This window comes from Saccharothrix sp. ST-888, from assembly GCF_000955975.1.
In the GTDB taxonomy this organism is placed as follows: domain Bacteria; phylum Actinomycetota; class Actinomycetes; order Streptomycetales; family Streptomycetaceae; genus Kitasatospora.
In genome coordinates, this window is record NZ_JYJF01000007.1 from 89,687 (window position 1) to 110,448 (window position 20,762).

15 protein-coding genes are annotated in these 20,762 nt (G+C 75.5%); 13 read left to right on the plus strand and 2 right to left on the minus strand.

Annotated features, from left to right (window positions below; genetic code table 11):
- Position 1 precedes the first annotated feature (1 nt).
- From UK12_RS05490 to UK12_RS05525, 8 genes are all read left to right on the plus strand, one after another.
- A complete protein-coding gene (locus UK12_RS05490; protein WP_082119331.1) occupies positions 2 to 445 on the plus strand; it encodes a GPW/gp25 family protein in 444 nt (147 codons plus the stop codon).
- An 18-nt stretch (positions 446 to 463) separates the two neighbouring features.
- A complete protein-coding gene (locus UK12_RS05495) occupies positions 464 to 2,686 on the plus strand; it encodes a putative baseplate assembly protein (RefSeq protein WP_052681590.1) in 2,223 nt (740 codons plus the stop codon).
- Positions 2,686 to 4,872 carry a phage tail protein gene (locus tag UK12_RS05500; protein WP_045300116.1) on the plus strand — a complete coding sequence of 729 codons (2,187 nt, stop codon included), beginning with the start codon at positions 2,686 to 2,688 and terminating at the stop codon, positions 4,870 to 4,872. The genes UK12_RS05495 and UK12_RS05500 overlap by 1 nt, the downstream gene beginning before the upstream one ends.
- A gap of 172 nt (positions 4,873 to 5,044) precedes the next feature.
- Positions 5,045 to 6,679, plus strand: coding sequence for a hypothetical protein (locus tag UK12_RS05505; protein WP_045300119.1), 1,635 nt, complete (start codon positions 5,045 to 5,047; stop codon positions 6,677 to 6,679).
- Complete coding sequence (locus tag UK12_RS36335; RefSeq protein WP_156178550.1) at positions 6,666 to 8,933, plus strand: AAA family ATPase; 2,268 nt, start codon at positions 6,666 to 6,668, stop codon at positions 8,931 to 8,933. The genes UK12_RS05505 and UK12_RS36335 overlap by 14 nt, the downstream gene beginning before the upstream one ends.
- Positions 8,930 to 10,318 (plus strand): hypothetical protein, encoded by a 1,389-nt coding sequence (locus UK12_RS05515; protein WP_156178551.1) that lies wholly within the window; start codon positions 8,930 to 8,932, stop codon positions 10,316 to 10,318. The genes UK12_RS36335 and UK12_RS05515 overlap by 4 nt, the downstream gene beginning before the upstream one ends.
- The gene (locus UK12_RS40925; RefSeq protein ID WP_045300123.1) at positions 10,315 to 11,766 is read left to right on the plus strand and encodes a hypothetical protein; all 1,452 of its coding nucleotides are present in this window, start codon (positions 10,315 to 10,317) and stop codon (positions 11,764 to 11,766) included. Before UK12_RS05515 ends, UK12_RS40925 begins: the two co-directional genes overlap by 4 nt.
- 131 nt (positions 11,767 to 11,897) lie before the next feature.
- Positions 11,898 to 12,686 carry an AfsR/SARP family transcriptional regulator gene (locus tag UK12_RS05525; protein WP_045300125.1) on the plus strand — a complete coding sequence of 263 codons (789 nt, stop codon included), beginning with the start codon at positions 11,898 to 11,900 and terminating at the stop codon, positions 12,684 to 12,686.
- 71 nt (positions 12,687 to 12,757) lie between these two features.
- On the opposite strand, the gene UK12_RS05530 is transcribed toward UK12_RS05525, so the two are convergent.
- On the minus strand, positions 12,758 to 13,174 hold the full coding sequence (locus UK12_RS05530) for a DUF3592 domain-containing protein (RefSeq protein ID WP_045300127.1): 417 nt from the start codon (positions 13,172 to 13,174) through the stop codon (positions 12,758 to 12,760).
- Between the two features lie 395 nt (positions 13,175 to 13,569).
- Here UK12_RS05530 and UK12_RS40930 point away from each other — a divergent pair, with 395 nt between their 5' ends.
- The 4 genes from UK12_RS40930 to UK12_RS05550 all read left to right on the plus strand — a co-directional run bounded on the left by UK12_RS40930 (position 13,570) and on the right by UK12_RS05550 (position 18,060).
- Positions 13,570 to 13,893: an SAV_915 family protein gene (locus tag UK12_RS40930; protein ID WP_045300129.1), complete on the plus strand. Its 324-nt coding sequence runs from the start codon at positions 13,570 to 13,572 to the stop codon at positions 13,891 to 13,893.
- Complete coding sequence (locus tag UK12_RS05540) at positions 13,890 to 14,357, plus strand: Lrp/AsnC family transcriptional regulator (RefSeq protein WP_052681593.1); 468 nt, start codon at positions 13,890 to 13,892, stop codon at positions 14,355 to 14,357. Before UK12_RS40930 ends, UK12_RS05540 begins: the two co-directional genes overlap by 4 nt.
- A gap of 64 nt (positions 14,358 to 14,421) precedes the next feature.
- Positions 14,422 to 15,387: a DUF4331 family protein gene (locus UK12_RS05545; RefSeq protein WP_045300131.1), complete on the plus strand. Its 966-nt coding sequence runs from the start codon at positions 14,422 to 14,424 to the stop codon at positions 15,385 to 15,387.
- 81 nt (positions 15,388 to 15,468) lie between these two features.
- The gene (locus UK12_RS05550; RefSeq protein WP_197084591.1) at positions 15,469 to 18,060 is read left to right on the plus strand and encodes a sensor histidine kinase; all 2,592 of its coding nucleotides are present in this window, start codon (positions 15,469 to 15,471) and stop codon (positions 18,058 to 18,060) included.
- 16 nt (positions 18,061 to 18,076) lie between these two features.
- Here UK12_RS05550 and UK12_RS05555 read toward each other — a convergent pair whose 3' ends face one another.
- A complete protein-coding gene (locus UK12_RS05555; protein ID WP_045300194.1) occupies positions 18,077 to 18,604 on the minus strand; it encodes a universal stress protein in 528 nt (175 codons plus the stop codon).
- 376 nt (positions 18,605 to 18,980) lie between these two features.
- On the opposite strand from UK12_RS05555, the gene kdpB reads away from it, so the two are divergent.
- Positions 18,981 to 20,762 (plus strand): potassium-transporting ATPase subunit KdpB (kdpB, locus tag UK12_RS05560; RefSeq protein WP_045300135.1); only part of this gene is annotated, 1,782 nt, incomplete at its 3' end.

Consider the following 20,762-nt stretch of genomic DNA (forward strand, 5'->3'; position numbering starts at 1 on the left):
CATGGCAGCAGCATCCGACCTCTCGACCACAGTCCCGGCGGCCCCGGCGGCGGCAGCCTCTACCACCCCGGCCGACGCCTGGCTCGGCACCGGAGTCCGCTTCCCGCTCCGGCCGCAGGGCGGCCTGGCCTGGGCCAGCGGGATGGCGCTGGTGCGGCAGTCGATCGAGACGATCCTGGACACCGAACCCGGGGAGCGCGTGATGCGGCCCGACTTCGGCTGCGGGCTGCGGAGCTACCTGATGGCCCCGAACAACGCCGCCACCCGTGCCGCGCTGAGCGAGCGGATCGCCGACGCGCTGGCCCGCTGGGAGCCCCGGATCCGGGTCACCGAGGTCGCCGTCACGGCGGCCGAGGAGCCCACGATGGTGTGGATCGACATCACCTACGTCCGGCTGGTCGACCTGCGCCCCGACAACCTCGTCTACCCCTTCTACCTGCGGTGACGGGCGGGTGACGACGCGATGGCGCTGATCGGCCCGATCCTCGACGACCGCACCTTCGAGCAGCTCAGGGACGAGCTGGTCAGGCGCATCCCGGTCTACGCCCCCGAGTGGACCGACCACAACGCCGGCGACCCCGGCGTCGTCCTGCTGGAACTCTTCGCCCACCTCGGCGAGTCGCTGCTGTTCCGCTTCAACCAGATACCCGACGCGACCAAGGTCGCCTTCCTGCGCCTGCTCGGAGTCCGGCCACGGCCCGCCCAGTGCGCGCGCACCCTGCTCGTCCTCGACACCGAACTGCCGCAGGGCGTCCAGGTGTTGCGCGGCACCGAGGCCCGCGGGGGCGCGCTGGCCTTCGAGACCGAGGACGAGGTGGTCGCCTGGCCGCTGGAGACGTACGCGGTCGGCAAGACCGCCGCACCCGCCCTCGCCGACGACCCGGCACGGGCCGCCACCGAGCGGCGCCGCCGGCAGGACGCGGTGGCCGCGCTGCCCGCCGAGGAGCAGTGCAGGGCGCAGCGGGCGGGCGGCGCCTCCTTCTACGTCACCACCGCCGTCCCGACCGACCCGTCGGCCGCCGGCCAGGCACCGCTGGACGTCAGCGCCACCGTCGACCGCTGCCTCTGGATCCCGCTGCTCGCCAAGAGCGCCACCGATCCGGCCCTGCTGCGCAACCGCGCCCTCTTCGTCGGCGTCGCCCTGGACGAGCAACTGCCGCGCCCCTTCGACCTGGTGGCCCGCAACCCCGCCGACCCGACCAGGCTGCGGGGGGGCGAGCTGACCGCAGATCCGCCCGCCTTCCTCTGGGAGCTGTGGAACGGCCCGGCCGCTCCCGGCCCGGCCCCCTTCACCCCGCTCGCCGTGCTCGCCGACACCACCCGGGGCCTGACCACCACCGGTGTGGTCACCGTCCAGCTGCCCGAGGCGTTCCCGGTCCACCCGAGAGCCCCGCACAGCGGCGGCGACCTGCTCAGCCCGCCGCCGCTGGACGACGACCGGCTCGCCGCCCGCGTCATCGGCTGGCTGCGGGTGCGCCGCCCGGCGACCGAGAGCGACGCGATCCACCGGATCGGCTGGGTCGGGCTGAACGCGGTCGGCGCCGTCCAGGCCCGGACGGCCACCCCCGAGCTGCTCGGCACGGGCACCGGCGACGCCGGCCAGACCTTCCGGCTGACCCGGCACCCGGTGCTGGCGGGCACCGTCCGGCTGGAGGTCGAGGAGGCCGACGGCTGGCAGAGCTGGCTGGAGGTCGAGAGCTTCGCCGACGGCGGCCCGCTGGACCGGTCCTACACCGTCGACGCCGACGCGGGCCTGGTCGCCTTCGGCACCCGCACCAGGCTGCCGCAGATCGGCGAACGGATCAGGGTCCTCTCCTACCGCTACGGCGGTGGCGCCACGGGGAACGTCCCGGCCGGGGCGATCACCTCACTGACCGGTGTCGCCGGGGCCAAGGTCCGCAATCTGCTGCCCGCCACCGGCGGCGCCGACCCGGCCCCGCTGGCCGACGCGCTCGACGCGCTCCCCGCCGAGGTGCACCGCCGCGACCGAGCCGTCACCGCTGACGACTTCCGCGCCCTCGCGCTCGAAGTCCCCGGCGTACGGCGGGCCGAGGCCCTGCCGCTGCTGCACCCCGACACCCCGGCCCAGCCGGCCGCCGGAGTGGTCAGCGTGCTGGTCTTCCCGACCGAGGACCTGCGCGACCCGGGCGCACCCCTGCCCGACCTCGCCCTGCTGCGCCGGGTCGCGGCCTACCTCGACCCACGGCGGCTGGTCACCACCGAGCTGTACGTCATCCCGCCGACCTACCGGGAGATCGCGGTCTCGGTGGGCGTCAAGGTGCGGGACGGCTTCCAGGTGGACGCGGTGCGGAGGTGGGTCGAACTGATCCTGCGCCAGTACCTGGCGCCGCTGCCGCCGTACGGGCCGGACGGTGCCGGCTGGCCGCTCGGGCGGGCGGTGCGGCGGGCCGAGCTGGAGGCGGTCGCGGTGCAGGTCGACGGGGTCGAGTACATCGAGGACGAGCTGCGGCTCGCCTGGCGGCCGGGGTCCGGTGCCTCAGCCGGTGCGGCGGCCGGTGACTGGGTGCTCGCCCCGCTGGTGCCGATGCGGCCGTGGGAGGTGCCCGGGCTGGCCGGGATCACCGTCGTCACCGGCTCCCCACTGCCGCCCGGCACCGGTTACCCCGCGACACCGCTGCCCGGCGGTGACCCGGTCCTGGTCCCGCTCCCACCGGAGGTCTGCTGATGGACGGCGACCGGGCGATCAGCATCCTGGCCGACCCGGACCAGTGGGCCCGGTGCAGCCACAACGCCACGGCGCTGCTGGCGGAGGGCGGCGTCGGGCTGGTCTGGGACATCCTCGACCCGGCGGCGGCCGCGACCCCGGTCCGCGCTTCCGGTGACGGTCCTGCCGGGCTGGCGTTCGACCGGTGGGGCCGGGCGTACCGGTCGCGGCCCACCGGCGGGCGGGTCGAGGTACTGGACGTCGCCACGCAGCCCTGCGGTGCTGCCGCGCAGCCCGGTGACCCTGCCGCGCGGTCCCGGGGTGCCGCTTCGCACCACCCCGGTGCGCTGCGCACTCCGCGCGGGCTCGCCATCGACGGTGCACAGCGCCTGTACATCGCCGAGTCCTGTGGTGGCGCCGTCCACGTGGTGGACCTGTGGGCCGGGCGGCTGCTGCGCCGGGTGCCGGTCCGCTCGGCCGCCCACCGGGCACGCAGGCCGCTCGACGCGGCCGCCGTCTGCGGTGGAGCCGTCGTGCTGCTCGCCGACCCGCCCGGGCTGGTCCTGCTCCAGGGGCGGCGCGGCCCGCTGAAGGGGCCCGCCGTGGTCCGGCCGCCCGGCGCCGAGGGCCTCCTGCCGCTCAGGGTGGCCGCCTCGGGAAGCCGGGTCCACCTGCTCTGGTCGGCGCCCGGCAGCCCGCGCGCCGTGCTCGCGCGCGCCGACGGCAGCGGGGTGGTGGCGGTGGCGGCGGCGAGCGACCTCGACCTCACGGCCGACGGCACCCTGGTCGTCGCGTGCGGTCCGGGCCGGCCGTTCCGGCGCTTCGGCCCCGACGGGGCGTCCTGGACGGAGACCGAGCCGCTCCACGCACCCGGCCACGACGGCGGCGCCCTGGCCGTCGCCCCCGACGGCCGGATCGCCTTCACCACCGCCGACGGCCTCGGCTGGACGGCCGGTTCGGCCACCCGCTACACCCAGCAGGGCAGCGTCGTCAGCTACCGCCTGGACTCCGGCAGTTACCGCACCCGCTGGGGCCGGCTGTTCGTGGACGCCTGCATCCCGCCGGGCACGGACGTCCGGGTGAGCTTCCTGAGCAGCGACGAGGACGAGGTCCCCGACCCGCTGCCCCGGACTCCCGCCGGGCGCGGGCAGCGCGCGATCCGGCACCCCGAGCTGACCCCGCCGCTGCCCTCACTCGCCCGGCTCGCCCGACTGCCCGATCCCGCAGCGCTGTTCCGCCGCCCGACCGGCCGCGAATGGCCCTGGGCGCAGATCGCCCCCGACGACGACTACGAGACGTACGAGGCGCCGGTGACCGCCCCGCCCGGCCGCTATCTGTGGATCGTCCTCACACTCGGCGGCACCGCCCGGCTGACCCCCCGGGTCCGCGCGCTGCGCGTAGAGCACCCGGGCCACCGCCTCGCCGCCCAACTGCCAGGTTCGTGGAGCCGGGACGAGGCCGACGCGGACTTCCTGCAACGCTTCCTCGCCCCGGCCGAGGGCATCCTGCACGAACTGGACGGCCGGGCCGCCCTGCGTACCCTGCTGCTCGACCCGACCGCCACCCCGCAGGAGGCGCTGGGCTGGCTGGCGGGCCTGGTCGGGGTGGTGCTCGACCGCCGGTGGACGGTGGAGGCCCGGCGCGCGCTGGTGGCCCAGGCGTACGACCTGTTCCGGATCCGGGGCACCCTGTCCTGCCTGGAACGGATCCTGCGGATCTATCTGCCGGTCCCGGTCGGCATCGTGGAGAACTGGCGCCTGCGCGGCCTCGGCGGCGCCGTCCTGGGCACCGCGCCGGGCGGGCCGCCGGCCCCCGCGATCGGCGGCGCGGCCGTATCGGCCGGGGCGCTCGGCCACTTCACGGTGGGCGGCCAACTCCCCGGCAAGGACGGCTACTCGGCCGCCGCCCACCGCTTCACCGTCCTGATCGCCGCCCCGCTCGACGGCGACCGGCTCGACGTGGTCCGCAGCATCGTGGCGACCCACCGACCGGCCCACACCCTGGTGGACATCTGCCCGCTGGGCTCCGGCATGCGGATCGGCCGCAGCCTTCACCTCGACCTGACCTCGGTGGTCGGCCCCGGCGCGGCCTGGGGCCCGGCCGTGCTCGGGCACGTCCTGGTCGGCGGCGACGGCGTGGTGGGTGTGCCGTCGGCGGCGGCCAGGGTGGGCGACACCTCGATCGCGGGGGCGGTGAGGGTCGGATGAGCGGGCGGGCCGGTTCTGCGCGGTGGGCCGCACACGGGAGGTGCGGTCGGGCTGGTTCTTCCGGACTGGCTGCTGTGGCTGCCGTCCGGTGCGGCGCGGGGTTCGGCGGGTGTGGGGCATTGGGTGTGCACGCGATGGCCGTCGGCGCAGGCGCGGGGGCGGTGAGGGTCGGATGAGTACGTCCACCGGCGCCGCCGCTGCTTCCGCCACTGCCGTGAGCATCGAGCGGCTCACGACGACGCTCCATCCCGGTGCCGCCGAGGCGCTCTCCGCGAGCAGGCTCGACGGCCCGCTGCGGCACCTGGTCGGCGGATGCCTGGCGCAGGCGCTGGACGCCCTGCGGCTGCCGCCGGGCCGGTGGTGCGTCCGGAGGATCGACGTGACCGTCCCCCTCGACCCCGGCCGGACCGACGCCGCACTCGCGTCCAGCTGGTCCGAGGTGCTCGCCGCCGCGATCGAGCGGGCCGTCCGGGACGGCTCGGGTGAGGTCGTCCACTACCGCCACGAGATCGACCTGCTGGCCGAGTTCGTCGCCGGGTCGGCCGCCGGCCGCACCGAACGCAGCTGGGCCTGGCGGCAGGCCGCCGTGCTGCGCCCCGGCGACCCGTCGCCCTCCACCGCGCCGGGCGCGGCGATCCTCACCGCTCTCACGCGCAGCCCGCAGCACGCGGCAGCCGTCCTGCTGCGGGCGGCGGCGGAGTGCGGACTGCCCGCGCTGGACCGGGCGCTCGGCCGGGACGGCTGGCAGCGGGCGGCCGCCCTGGTGGCGCTGGCGTCCTGGTCCGAGCCCGCGCGGCCCGGAAGCGGCCACAACCACGGTCCCGGTCCCGGGAGCAGCCCCGGCCACAGGACCGGCCACGGCGAGGCTGCCGCCGAGGTGCAACAGGCCCTGGCCCGGCGTCTGGTGAACGGTTCGAGGCTGGCCGAGCTGGTGCGCCGTTCGCGGCTGCGCCCCGAGCCTGGGACTCTGGCGGCGTGGGCCGTACTGGTCGTGGCCGAGACGGACCCGGCCTCACTGCACCGGCGCCCGCACCCGGCTCTCCCCGCCGTGCTCGCAGGAGAGTTGACCGCCCGGCCAGGTCGTCCTGCGTGGCGCGCACCCCGGGCCCCGGAACAGCGCGTACCGGACGACCTCCCCGAAACCGAACTGACGCAAGGTCATATCCCCTCGCACATAACCAGATCCACCACCGAGGAGGCACCGCCCGCCCCCGCCCCGTCAGCCGTACCAGCACCGGCGCCGGCGGATCCCGGCCCGCCCGGCGAGACCGACGGCGGGGTGCCCACCTCCTGGGCCGGACTGCTCTTCCTGCTGGCCACGGCGGCCGAAGCCGGCCTGCCGGACAGGATCCTGGACGAACCCGCGCTGGCCGCCCGCCCGCTGCGCTGGGCCCTGCACTCGGTCGGCCGCGCGCTGCTGCCGGCGGTGGCGGCGGACGACGCCGCGCTGCTCGCCCTGGCCGGGCTGGACGCCGCCCGGGCGGGCGGGCTGCTCGACTCGGCTCCGGCGACGCCGGACGAGCGCCGGTGCGTCGAGGCGCTCGCCCGGGACTGGGCGGCGGTGACCGCCGCCCGCCTGCACCCGGACCGGGGCTCGGCGGGCATGGACTCGGCGGAGCCGGAAGACCCGGCGGAAGTGATCGTCCGACTCGCTCGCAGGGAGGGGCTGGTGTCCGTGGAGCCGGGCTGGTTGGAGCTGCGTCTGCCGGTCTCCGGGGTCGCTGTCGAGGTCCGTCGTGCCGGGCTCGATCTCGATCCGGGGTGGGTTCCGTGGCTCGGAGTGGTGGTGCGGTATGTCTATGCCTGAGCTGCCGTGGCAGCGGTCCTCGGCGGAGCCCTTCCCCGCCGCGCTGCCGTCCGAGCTGACCAGCTGCGACCTGTCGGCCAGGGCGGCCGCCCTCGCGCGCCGGGTCGCCGAACTGCTGGACGCCACCTGCACTCCGGAGGCGGCCGGCGCGACCGCAGGCTTTCTGCGGGAGTGGGCGGAGGGCGCCGAGCGCCAGGCGGCCGCGTACGGTCTGGGGCCGCTGGCGGGCGGCGAGCAAGCCCCGTTGGGCCGGCTCGCGCGCGGGCTCGGGCTCGGTGCCGACGAACTCGACCTGGTCCTGCTGGCCGGGCTGCCCGAGGAGCACGAGGGGATGGCCCGCACCTTCCGCACCATGCACCCCAGGGGTGAGCCCTACCCGAGCGTCGGCCTGGCCGCCCTCCTGCTGGACCGCACCGGCCGGCGCACCGGCCGGCGGAGTCCGCTGCTGCGCAGCCCGATCTGCTCCCCGGTCCGCCAGAGCACCGCCGGGCCGGTCGGCGCCAGGTCCGCCACGCCGCCCGCCCGGACGGTGCTGCGCCGACTGCTGCACGAGGGCCCGGCGGTGCGCGCCGGAGCGCTCGTCGTGCTGGGGGACGGGCCGTTCCACGAGCGCTGCCTGGTCCTCGCCGACCGGCTCTGGGAGGCGCTGCACGGGTTCGCGGCCTGGCCCGCCGCCCTGGCCGAGGTCGAGGCGGGGCCGCCGGTGGCGGGGCTCGACGGCTGGCTGGCGCTGCCCGAGAGCGTCCGGGCCGTCGCCGCGCTCCGGTCTGCGGCGCCGCGCACGCTGCTGGTCCCGGCGCAGGACGAGACGGTGGCGCTCAGCCGCTGTGCCGCCCTCGCGCACGCCGCCGGGTGCGGCCTGGCCGCCGGCCGTGGACGGCCCGAAGACCCGGCGGCGATGGGGCTGTTGAGCGTGCACGCGACGGTGCGCGGCGCAGTTCCGGTGCTGCTGGTACCGCCCGCGCCCGACGGCAGCGGACCGGTGGCGCTGGAGCTGCGCCGGGTGACCGGTCCGATCCTGGTCTGCGCCGCACCCGGCACCGTCCGGCCGGGCCCCGAACGCCCGCTGCTGACCGTGCCGTTGGGCCCGATCGGGATCGAGGACCGGCGGGCGGCCTGGCGCTCGGCGCTGCCGGAGGCGAGCGAGCACGCCCCGGCGCTCGCGGCCCGGCATCCGCTGGACCCGGCCCTGACGGCGCAGGTGGCACTGGATGTGCGCAGCGGCGATGCCGTCGCCCCGCACGGCGGATCGGTCTCGGACGTCGCCCGTTCGATCCGGGCGCGGGCCGCTGCGGTGCTGCCGCCCGGGGTGGATCTGCTGCGCCCGCAGGCGGGTTGGGACCGGCTGGTGCTGGCCGCCGAGGCCGGCGGGCAGTTGCGGGACGCGGTGGCCCGGCTGGAGTACCAGTCGCTGGTGCTGGACGACTGGCAGGTGCGGCGGGCGGCGCGGGCGGCGGGCGGGGTGCGGCTGCTGTTCACGGGTGCGCCGGGGACGGGCAAGTCGCTGGCGGCGGAGGTGGTGGCGACCGAGGCGGGCACCGACCTGCTGGTGGTGGACGTGTCGCAGGTGGTCTCGAAGTGGATCGGCGAGACGGAGAAGAACCTGGCCGCCGCCTTCGACGTCGCCGAGCGGACGCAGGCGGTGCTCTTCCTGGACGAGGCGGACGTGCTGTTCGCCGGGCGTACCGAGATCTCCGACGCCAACGACCGGTTCGCCAACCTGGAGACCGCGTATCTGCTGCAACGGCTGGACCGGTTCGAGGGGTTGGCGGTGCTGGCCACCAACCTGCGGCAGAACATCGACCCGGCGTTCGTCCGCCGGATGGACTTCGTCGTCGAGTTCGACCTCCCCGGCGAGACGAGCAGGCACCGGCTCTGGCAGCTGCATCTGCCATCGGCCGTGCGGGGCGCGGACGTCGACCTGGCCGCGCTGGCACACCGCTACCCGGTGCCCGGCGGCTGGATCCGCAACGCCGCGATCGGTGCGGCCTTCCGGGCGGCGGCGGCCGGCTGCCGGGTCGGACAGCGCCACCTCGCCGAGGAGATGCGCCGGGAGTACGCCAAGGCGAGCCGGCCGTTCCCGGGCGAGCCGTCCGGACGGCCGGGCGCGACCAGGGACGAGCGGGCCGAGCGGGTGCTCGCCGAGGCCGCCGCCACCGCTGTCACCGCCACCCCGACCGCTGCCGCCACCACCGCCACTGACACTGCTGCTGCCGCTGAGACTGCCAGGACTTCCCGGGAGGAGAGACCATGACGATGCTCGGTGCCGGTGACGCGCCCTGCGGGTGCGGTTGTTCGGGAGGCTCGGTGCCGCCCTGTCCCAGCTCGGTGGAGGACCTGGCGGTCAATCCCTTCCTGGCGCTGCGGGTGGCCTTCGGCATGCTGCTCGGCGAGGACGACTTCCGGGTGCTGATGGGCAACCCGCGCGGCAAGCAGATGCTGCACTCGGCGTGGCTGCACGGTCCCGGCGTGGTCTGGGGCCTGGGTGTCGGGCGGGACGGCGACGAGCTCAGGGTGGCACCGGGCCTGGCGGTCGACGGACTCGGCCGCGAACTGAACCTGGAGGCATCCTGGTGCCTGTCGCTGTCGGCCTGGGCCGCCGACCGGGTCGCCCACGAGCCGCCGCAGCCCGCGAGCCCGGAGTGCCCGGGAGAGCCGAGGAAGCTGACGGGCTGGGTGGTCGCCGAGTTCACGGCCCGCCCGGACCGGCCGGTGCCCGCGCTGGCCGACCCCTGCGATGTCACCCGGCGGCACGACGACTTCTCCCGGGTCGTCGAGTCCGTCCGGCTCTCGATCCGTCCGGCCGCCCCCGCGCCCTGGCGGCCCTTCCCCCGCGTCCGCCGCCTGCTGGGCCTGGACGAGACCGGGCCGGGTGCCGGACCGGACCGCGCCGCAGCCGAGCTGCCGGCCGAGATCGCCGAGGCGCCGCCGCACGAGCGGGCGCTGCGCCTGCTGCACACCTTCCGCCGGCTCGCCGCCGAGGACGCCCGGCAGGCCGCGCCGGAGTGCGCGGAGGGTGACGCCTGCCCGCCGCTGCTGCCGGTCACCGAGGAGCACGCGGGTGTGGTCCTGGCGAAGCTGTCCGTCGACGTCCTGGCGTCGAACGGCACCGTGCAGGTCGGCGCCGTGACCGTGGACCAGGACGTCCGTGCGGTGATCCTTCCCACCACCACCGTCCAGGAGTTGGTGTGCGGCCTCGCCCCCGCCCTGCTCGGCCAGACCTCGCAGCCGGACGCCGGAGGGCCGCGCCTGGAGCCCGGTTCGGTTCGCTGGTCGCGCGGCAACACCTGTCTCAGCTTCTGCGTCACCGCTCCGCTCGCCGACGGCTCGCTCGACCGCTCGATCGAGATCCACTCGCTCTCCGACCACGGCTACGGCTGGTCCACCGACGAGGTGCAGGCGGTCCGGCTGACCGACGGCGGGCTGCGGGTGGTGGCGGACCTCGACCAGGCGCCCGCCTACGAGTTGGTGCGGGTCCGGATCCGGGGCACCGGGCCGACGCCCTGCTACGGCCGGGAGCCGAGGGTGCCCTTCGCCGGGCTGCGCGGCGGCCCGCCGGGCACCCGCGAGGAGGGCCACGACGCCGTGGTCACCGCACAGTTGACCCGTACCGACGGGGCCGGGAGGGCCGACGCATGACGATCGCGCGTGAGCCGCTGGCGGACGGCACCGGCAGCAGCGGTGGCAACGGAACCGGCAGCGGGAGCGGCAGCAACACCGGTACCCCTTCGTCGGGTTCGGACGGTACCCCGGCGACGGCCGGGGGCGGAGTCGACCGGCTCAACCCCTTCGACGGCCTGTTCCTGCGCGCGGAACACCTCACCCGCATGCAGGACTACGCCCTGGCCCTCGCCACGGCCGTCGGCGCGGGCGGCGGGCCCGGCGTGGTGGAGGGGTTCGAGGTGGTCAACAGCCAGGGCGTGCTGCAGATCGGCGGCGGCCTGGCGATCGACGCGTACGGGCGGCCGCTGCGCTCCGGCCGGGCCGTCTCGCTGCCGCTGGCCGCCCTGACGCCCGACACCGACACCTTCTGGTGGGTCGAAGCGACCTCCGCCGCCTGGGAGTACGGCGAGAGCGCGGTCCAGGGGACGCTCTGCGACGACCCCTGCTCGGGTGGCGCCACCCGCCACCCGTACCTCGCCGAGGGAGTGCGGATCACGCTGACCCCGGCCACCGAGGGCTCGCTGGGCAGTCAGCCGCCCGCCGACCGGCGGGGCTGGCTGGCCTCGCGCCTGTTCGCCGCCGAGCGGACCGAGGCGTCCCCGTGGCCCTACGGTCCCGCCGGGTGGTCCGCCCTGCCGGGGAGTTGGGCGCCGCCGCCGGCCGCCCCGACCAGGCCGACGGCCGTCCGGCTGGCGGTGCTCCTCCCGGTCAGCGACGACCGCAAGGGCTGGGAGGTGGACGTCTGGGCGGCCCGGCGCGACCGGGGCGGGCCGCCGCCGCAGCGGTACTGGCAGGGCCGGCTCGGGATGCGCCCGTGGGACGTCTTCACCGCCCAAGTGCTCCAGTTCCAGGAGCTGTTGGCCGACCGCTCCCGGGCGCAGCCGCTCCCCGCCTCGGATCTGGCCTCCCTGACAGAACGCCTGGCCCGGCTGGACGAGTCCTACCTGAAGCGGCACACCAAGACCGAGCTGGGGGAGGAGATCGCCCGCATGGTCGAGCAGTTGGGCGCCGGCCTGCTCGGCGGTCCGCAGCCGGTCCGGCAGGACCTGCTCGGACTGGCAGGGTTGGGCATCCACGAACTCCCGCCCGCCGGGTACCTGCCGTGCAGCTACGGCACGACGGCCGATCTCGGTGCGGTGCTGGCCCGCCTGCTGGGGACCGAACTCGACCTGAGGATCTGCCACTACGGCCTGGCCGAGATCGCGCAGGCGGTCCAGGAGGCGCAGCACCGCGGGCGGATCCCGCTGGCGGGACCATGCCGCGCGGGCGTCGACATCCTGGTCCCGGTCGACCCGTGCAGCGAGCAGCAGGGAAGCTGGGTGGCGTTCGTGCGGCGCGCGGTCCGCTACTGCGGCGGGGGCTCGGCGGGCGCTGCTGGGGCAGGCGCTTCGGGGGCGGGCGCTGTGGTGGCGGCTGGGGACTGATGTGCTGCGCGGACTGGATTGAGGGGCGGTGCCGCAGGGTCGTCCGGTCGCTTCCGGTTGCTCCAGGTGACGATGGGGTGACGAAGTGCGCATACCATCTGCAGGTCGGGCTTCGAGCAGGAGGGCCGTCCATGCATGCACATTTCCTGGAGTCGCCGGTTCTGATCCCCGGGCAGGGGCAGGCGCCGACTCTGCATCTCTTCGGCGGGCCGCGGGTGGTCCAGGCGGGGCGGCGGTTGGAGGTTCCCGAAGGGAGTAAACGGCTGCTCGCCTTCGTCGCCCTGAACGGCGGTCGCGTCGAACGGCGGCATGCCGCAGGGATGCTGTGGCCGCTGGGCGACGACCTGCGGGCGGCCGGCAACCTGCGCTCCGCGCTGTGGCGGCTCAGAGCCGCCGGCATCGACATCCTCGACTCCGACAAGTACGCGCTCAAGGTGCGCGAGCACACGGTGGTCGACCTCTACGTGCTCTGCGACTGGGCCGGCCGGCTGATCGACGGCACCGCCACCGCCGGGGACCTCTGCGCGCTCAAGTGGCGGGCGGACGCACTCGATCTGCTGCCCGGCTGGTACGACGACTGGGTGCTGATCGAGCGCGAGCGGATCAGGCAGCGGCTGCTGCACGCGCTGGAGGCGCAGAGCCGCCATCTGGTCCGGGCCGGCCGGTACGCGGAGGCGGTGGAGTCGGCGATGGTCGCGGTCGGTGTGGAGCCGCTGCGGGAGAGCGCCCAGCGCTCGCTCATCGAGGCCCATCTGGCCGAGGGCAACCTGGTCGAGGCGCTGCGGAGCTACGACGCGTACCGCAGCCTCACCCGGCGCGAACTCGGCGTGGAGCCCGGCCGGGAGCTCGCGGCGCTGCTGCGGATGCACTGCGACTCCGGCCGCCGCAGACTGCGGACGGAGGCGCCCGGCCGGGTCTGACCCGGCCCGCTCGCCCGAGCCGGGCGGCTGCGACCAGGCCTGCCCGACCCGGGCGGCTGCGGCCCGCCCGGTCAGGTGCCGTACGTCAGCAGGGTCAGTGCCGTCAGGGTGATCGCGCTGCCGGAGGCCAGGAAGGCGTACTCCAGCCACCGGCGCTCGCGGCCGTCGACCAGGACCTGACCGGGGTCCGCGGGGTCGTAGGTGATCCACACCTGCCCGCCGTCGACCAGGCGGCGGGAGCGGCTGGACGGCACCGGCGAGAACACCTCCGCCACCCGGCCGTCGACGGTGGTGAACTGCAGCAGCGGGCGCGGACTGCCCGCCCGGTCCTCCTCGCCCAGCATCCGGTACCTGACCAGCGCCTGCGCGGGCAGCCCCACCCGGCGCAGCCGTCGGATCTCCCGCAGGCCGGCCCGCCCCGCGAGGCAGGCCACCAGGCCACCGAGCCCGGCGAAGAGTGCCAGACCGGCCCAGACCGTACCGCCCATCGCTGCGTCCCCTCCTCCGGTGAACTTCCCGTGAACTCTGCCGACTTCCCGGGCCGTGGAGACCCCGGCCGCTGTGGGTCTTCCCCCGGTTGCCGCCGGTGTCCCGTGGATTTCCGCTGATTTCCGGGGCGCCCCGAACCGGCGCCACCGCCTCCAGTCTGCGCCTGCCGCCGCCGGTCCGCCGCCCTGTCCTGCGGGTATCGGGCGCCGGGTGGGGCCGCGGCCGGGCCCGGAGGCGTCAAGACCGCGTCAGGGGAGCCGGGTTCATGGTCAACGCGACGTCAGGAGGTCTTGCGCTACGGTGAATCCGGCCTAGCGTCGATGGTGCCCGCTACGGGTCGAGGACGACCCGCAGAGCCCCCTCAGAGCTTTCCCTCGCAGCCGGAGGACCCGCTGTGACCAGCACCGAAACTGCCTCAGAAGAGCCCGACGACCATACCGCCCGGTACGTCCCGGTGCGGACCGTCGGAGCTGTCACCGTGCTCCGGTTCTTCCGCCGACGGGACGGCAGCCGCTGTGCGGGTGCCTTCAGTTCGGCTGCGGGCGCACACGAACTTCTCGGACCCGCGCAGGAGTTGATCGAGCTTGCGATGCCCGCACTGCGGGAGATGATCGCGCCACTGGGCGTCCGGACCATCGTCCTGGACCCGAAACTGGTCGCCCCCGCCGTCACCGACGCCCCGCAGCGCCCCGTCCCCGCGCTGGAGCCCCACCGGTGAGCGCACTGCCCGTACCCGCCCCCCGGCTGGACGAGCTGGACGTCGCGCTGCTGCACGCCCTGCGCGCCGACGGACGCGCCCCCGCGGGCACGCTCGCGGAACGGCTCTGCGTCACCGAGGCCGCCGTGAACGCCCGGCTACGGCGGCTGGCCGCCGACGGGGTCCTCACCGGAGTGCGTGCCGAGGTGGACCCGGTGGCCCTGGGGCGGCCGCTGCTGGCGGTGGTCCGGGTCCGCTACGGGCCGCAGCCGCTGGACTTCACCCGGTTGGCGGCACACTTCCCGGCGGTCCAGTCCGGCTTCGCGCTCGCCGGGGAGGCGGACCTGGAGTTGCACCTCGCCTGCATCGACGGGCGGGAGCTGCGGGCGGTGGTCCACGGCCTCCGCCGGGCCGGAGCGGCCCACGTCCACGCCGAACTCGTGCTGCGCCGGCTCACCACCACCGCCGCCGCCACCACCGACTGACCGGCCGTGCGGCCCGGCCCGTGCCGAGGCTGCGCCGCACGGCCGAGCGGCCGATGCTGAGCACATGTCCCACCACCTCAGCGGGCCCGACGGGCGTTCCCCCCGAGGCGACGCCCGGCTCGACCTCACCGACGTGTACGCCTTCGCGGCGCACGGCGGGCGCACCGTCCTGGTCATGAACGTCCACCCCGACGCCCCGGCCAAGGGTGCGGCCTTCCACCCGGACGTCGTCCACCGCATCGACATCGACACCGACGGCGACCACCGCGCGGACGTGGCCTACAGCTTCGTCTTCTCCGACCCGCAGGAAGGACCGCAGACCTGCACCGTCCACCGGGCGACCGGCGAGCAGGCCCGCGCGCACCAGGCCGGTGGGAAGCAGGTCCTCACGGGCGTGCCGATCGGCCTCGACCTCGAACCGGCCGTGGTCGTCGACCACACCTTCAAGTTCTTCGCCGGCCTGCGCAGCGACCCGTTCTTCGTCGATCTGGACGGCATCGTCCAGGGCTTCCGGTGGACCGGGGCGGACTGGGGCGCCGACAAGAACGTGCTGAGCATCGTGCTGGAGCTGACGGACGAGGACCTGGGCACCGACGGGCCGATCGGCGTCTGGGCGCGGGTGAGCCTGTACGAGGACGGCCGGCTCACCTCCGTCGACCGCGGCGCCCACCCGTCCCTGATCGCGTACTTCGCCGAGAACGAGGGCAGGGAGGACTACAACGCCGGTGAGCCCGCCGACGACCTGGCCGCCTACCTCGTGCCGTTCACCGCGGTCCTCCAGCGCACCGGCGGCTACGACCGGGCGTCCGCCGAGCGGACCGTGCGCACCGTCCTGCCGGACGTCCTGCGCTACGACCGCACCAGGCCCGCGGCCTACCCGAACGGCCGCACCCTGACCGACGACGTGAGCTCGGCCCGGCTCGCCATGGTCACCGGGGGAAGGATCACCAGCGACCACATCCCCGCCCACACCGATCTCCTCCCCGACTTCCCCTACCTCGGCCACCCCCACCCCGCCAGGACCGGCTAGGGCGCCCGGAACAGTCGGCGCCCCCGCCGGTGTCCGCCCCGGGAGAGGTGCCGCCGGGCGGGGCGGCGGATGCGACCTATCGTGGGACTGTCAGCGCGGCTCGTCGGTGAGCCGCCCGCGCCGGACGGCGCGCAGGTTGAGGGGTGGTCCCTCGTGGCTGGTGGTGGCGGGACGCTGCGCGTCTACCTCGGCGCCGCACCCGGGGTCGGCAAGACGTTCGCCATGCTGGCCGAGGGGCGGCGGCTGAGCGCCGGCGGCCTGGACGTGGCGGTCGGCCTGGTCGAGACGTACGGGCGGCGCGGCACCGAGGAGCAGCTCGGCGGTCTGCCGGTGGTCCCGCGCCGGGCGGTCCGCTACCGGGGCGCGGCGCTCACCGAGCTGGACCTGGACGCCCTGCTCGCCCGCCGCCCGGCCCTCGCGCTGGTGGACGAGCTCGCGCACACCAATGTCCCGGGCAGCCGCAACACCAAGCGCTGGCAGGACGTCCGGGAGCTGCTCGGGGCGGGCATCGACGTGGCCACCACGCTCAACATCCAGCACCTGGAGAGCCTGACCGACGTGGTCGAGCAGATCACCGGCATCGTGCAGCACGAGCAGATCCCGGACGCCGTGGTGCGGGCCGCCGACCGGATCGAACTGGTCGACCTCAGCCCGGAGGCGCTGCGCGCCCGGATGGCGCAGGGCGACGTCTACCCGAGCGACCGGATCGACGTGGCCCTGGACAACTACTTCCGGGCCGGGAACCTCGGCGCGCTGCGCGAACTCGCGCTGCTCTGGCTGGCCGACCGGGTGGAGGAGGAACTCGCCGACTACCGCGCCAGGCACGGCATCCGGGCCCCGTGGGAGACCAAGGAGCGGATCGTGGTGGCGCTCAACGGCGCACCGCAGGGCGAGCACCTGCTCCGGCGCGGCGCCCGCACGGCGGCCCGGGTGCACGGCGACCTGATCGGCGTCCACGTCCGCGCGGACGACGGCACGCTCCAGCCCGAGCCGCCAGAACTGACCGCCCAGCGCGCCCTGTTGCGCGAGCTCCACGGCAGCTACGTCGAGCTCAGCGGCACCGACGCCGCCCGGACGCTGGTGGACTTCGCCCGGACCGAGAGCGCCACCCAGATCCTGCTCGGACCGACCAGCCGGTCCCGGCTGCGGGAGCTGCTGACCGGTTCGGTGATCAACCGGGTGATCCGGCTGGCCGGTCCGATCGACATCCGCGTCCTGCCGCCGCCGTCCCCCGGCCAGGTCGCGCTGCCGGGCGGCCCGCGCCCCCGGCGGCCCGCGCGCGTCCCGGCCCGGCGGCGCAGGGCGGGCTGGCTGCTCGGGCCGCTCGGGGCGGTGGCGCTGGCCGGCGCACTGTCACCGCTGCGCGCCTCGCTCGGCCTGTCCGGGGTCCTGCTCTGGCTGCTGCTGCTGGTCGCCGGCGTGGCCGGACTCGGCGGACTCGCCCCGGCCGCCGGGACGACGCTGGCGGCGGCGCTCGCGGCGGACTACTTCTTCACCGTGCCCTGGCACAGCCTGGTGATCAGGCACGGCGCGGACATCGCCCCGCTGCTGGTGTTCCTGTGCGTCGCGGGGATCATCAGCCATCTGATCGACGGACTGACCCGCCGTTCCCAGGAGGCCGCGCGGGCCCGGGCCGAGGCACACGCCCTCACCAGGCTGGCGGGCGAGACGGTCCGGGGCGAGGGCCGTACGCTGCGCAGCCTGCTCGCCGAACTGCGCCGGGTGTTCGGGCTGGAGGCGGCCGGCATCCTGGCGCCGACCGGCGACGGCTGGCGCCCGGTGGCCGCCTCCGGCGGCCCGCTGCCCGCCCGTCCCGAGGACGCGCCGTTCGCCGCCGAACTCGACCAGGGCACCGTGCTGGTCCTGCTCGGACCGGTCATCGACGAGGAGAACACCCGGCTGCTGGGCCCGTTCGTCACCCAGCTACGGCTGGCCGAGGAGCACGAGCGGCTCACCCGGGAGGCGGCTGCCGCGCACTCGCTGGCCCGTAGCGACGCGCTGCACACCACCCTGCTCGAAGCCGTCGCGCACGACCTGCGCGGGCCGCTGGCCGCCATCAAGGCGGCGGCGGCACAGCTCGACTCGCCCGAGCCCGCCGCCGAGGCGGACCGGCGCGCCTGTGCCGGGACCATCACCGCCGAGACCGGCCGGCTGGACCACTCGGTCGCCAACCTGCTGGCCCTGAGCCGGCTGCGGGCCGGCCGGGCGCCGGTCGCGCTGCGCCCGACGGCCGTCGCCGAGGTGCTGTGCGCGGCCGTGGCCAGCCTGCCGGCCACCGGGGCGGAGCTCGCGCTCGGCCGTACCGAGGACCTGCCGCCGGTCCAGGCCGATCCCGGGCTGCTGGAGCGCGCGCTGGCCAACGTCCTGGCCAACGCGCGGGCCTGGTCGCCGCCGGGAGCCGCGGTACGGATCGACGCCGGGGCGGTGGCGGACCGGGTGGACGTACGCGTCGTCGACCGGGGTCCCGGCATCGCCCCCGAGGAGCGCGAGCGGCTGTTCCAGCCCCTGCGCGGACACCGCGTGCAGCCGGGAGGCGCGCGCGGGACCGGCACCGGGTTCGGCCTCGCGGTGGCCAAGGGCTTCGTCGAGGCGATGCACGGCGAACTGTCCGTCGAGGACACCCCCGGCGGCGGCGCGACCTTCGTGTTCAGCCTCCGCCGCGCCGACCACTGAGGTCACCGCGTGGGCGTCACCGTGCGGGTGCGCCCGCCGGGCGCGCCCAGGCCGCCGCCCGGCCGGACAGCCGGGGCATCGGCGCGCCGCTGCGCACGCTGACCTCCAGGCTCTCCAGCAGCTCCGACGGCGAGACGACCACGATCCGGCAGCGGGCGCGGGAGCGGCAGTAGCGCGCCACCGAGCCGTGCATGACGTGCTGCAGGCGGCTGCGCCGTCCGGCGCCGAGGACCAGCAGGTCGGTGGGCCGGTCGGCGGCCGCGACCAGGGCCGGCCCCGGTTCGGACCGCACCACCACCGGGCGGATCAGCACGCCGTCCGGGTAGCCGCCGAAGGCCTGCTCGAAGACGGTGTCCATCATCCGGTGGGCGGCATGCTCCAACTCCGGGAGCGGGCGCAGCCGTTCGGCCTCGGTGGGGTTCCAGGCCGCGACCGGCACCAGGACCGCGTTGCGCCGGGCGGCCTCCTCGACGGCGCGGTGCACGGCCGCCAGGCTGCTCAACGAGCCGTTGACCCCCACGATCACACGCGCACTCTCGATCATCGCCATCCGCTCCCATCGGCACCTCGGGTGAGGGCACTCGCCACGGGTGAACCTGCTACTGACTTCCCACCTCCATTCGAACCCCGGCCGGACCGCCCCGTACCGGTGCTTGACGCACGCCGTACGCCGCGCCCGGCAACCTTGACGCGGTCTTGACGCGGGGCGGCGGACACCGCGGGACGGGGGCGTCAAGCCGGTGTCAAGGTTTTCTGGCGGACCGTCAGGAAGGCGTCAGAGCCTCGGCGGGCCGGGGCGGCCGCGCGATTGGCTGCGGCGTGGCCCGTATCCGTCCCCACCCGTCCTCACCCGTCGCCGCCGCACTGCCGCCGCCGCTCCCGCTGCTCCCGCCGCAGGCCCGTCCGAGAAGGTCCGCCCCATGCTTCAGCAGGCTCCCGAGAGGGACGTCCCCACCCGTTCCGTCACCAGTCGTGCGCCCAACCCGCCCTCCGCACACCGGCATCGGGCGGCGAGCGGCCTCTTCGACCCCAAGCAGCTGATCACCTCCTTCCCGGAGGCGCTGCGCAAGCTGCATCCCCGGTTGATGCTGCGCAACCCGGTGATGTTCGTGGTCGAGGTCGGCTCGGCGCTCACCACCCTCTCGGCGGTCGTCTCGCCGAGCGTGTTCACCTGGCTGATCAGCGTCTGGCTCTGGCTCACCGTGGTGTTCGCCAACCTGGCCGAGGCGGTCGCCGAGGGACGCGGCAAGGCCCAGGCGGAGTCGCTGCGCAAGGCGCGGACCGGAACGGTGGCGCGCCGGCTGCTCCGGTGGCGGGTTGGTCTGGAGGACTGCCCCGAGGAGCAGGTGGCGGCCGAGGACCTGCGGCAGTACGACTTCGTGGTGGTGGAGGCGGGTGAGACGATCCCCGGCGACGGCGACGTGGTGGAGGGCATCGCGGCCGTGGACGAGTCCGCGATCACCGGCGAGTCCGCGCCCGTGATCCGCGAGTCGGGCGGCGACCGCAGCGCGGTGACCGGCGGCACCAAGGTGCTCTCCGACCGGATCGTGGTGCGGATCACCTCCAAACCGGGGCTGACCTTCCTCGACCGCATGATCGCCCTGGTCGAGGGCGCCGAGCGGAAGAAGACCCCGAACGAGATCGCCCTCAACCTGCTGCTCGCCACGCTGACCGTCATCTTCATCCTCTGCATCGTCAACCTCCAGCCGCTGGCGATCTACGCGGGCGCCGAGCAGACCATGACGGTCCTGGTCGCCCTGCTGGTGGCGCTGATCCCGACCACCATCGGTGCGCTGCTCTCCGCGATCGGCATCGCGGGCATGGACCGGCTGGTGCAGCGCAACGTGCTGGCGATGTCCGGGCGCGCGGTGGAGGCGGCGGGCGACGTGGACGTCCTGCTGCTGGACAAGACCGGCACCATCACCTTCGGCAACCGCCAGGCCACCCGCTTCGTCCCGCTCCCGGGCGTCGGGCCCGCCCAACTCGCCGAGGCCGCCCAGCTCTCCTCGCTCGCCGACGAGACCCCCGAGGGCCGCTCGATCGTGATCCTGGCCAAGCGGTACGGGCTGCGCGAACGGGCCGAGGGCGAGCTCGGGCGGCTGGAGTTCGTCCCGTTCAGCGCCCAGACCCGGATGAGCGGCGTCGACCTCAGCTGGCCGGACGGCAGTCCGACCGTCCGGGTGCGCAAGGGCGCGTCCGCCGCCGTCTCCGCCTGGGTGTACGAGAACGGCGGCCAGGTCCCGCCGCAGGCGCACCAGGCGGTCGAGATCATCGCCTCGGGCGGCGGAACCCCGTTGCTGGTCGCCGTCCACGACCGGCACGGGGCACGGGTGTTGGGGGTGGTCCACCTCAAGGACGTGGTCAAGGACGGCATCCGGGAGCGCTTCCTGCAGCTGCGCCGGATGGGCATCCGCACCGTGATGGTCACCGGCGACAACCCGCTCACCGCGAGGGCCATCGCCGAGGAGGCCGGGGTGGACGACTTCCTCGCCGAGGCGACCCCGGAGGACAAGCTCGCCCTGATCCGCCAGGAGCAGGAGGGTGGCAAGCTGGTCGCGATGACCGGTGACGGCACCAACGACGCGCCGGCCCTCGCCCAGGCGGACGTCGGTGTCGCGATGAACACCGGGACCATGGCGGCCAAGGAGGCCGGCAACATGGTCGACCTGGACTCCAACCCGACCAAGCTGATCGAGATCGTC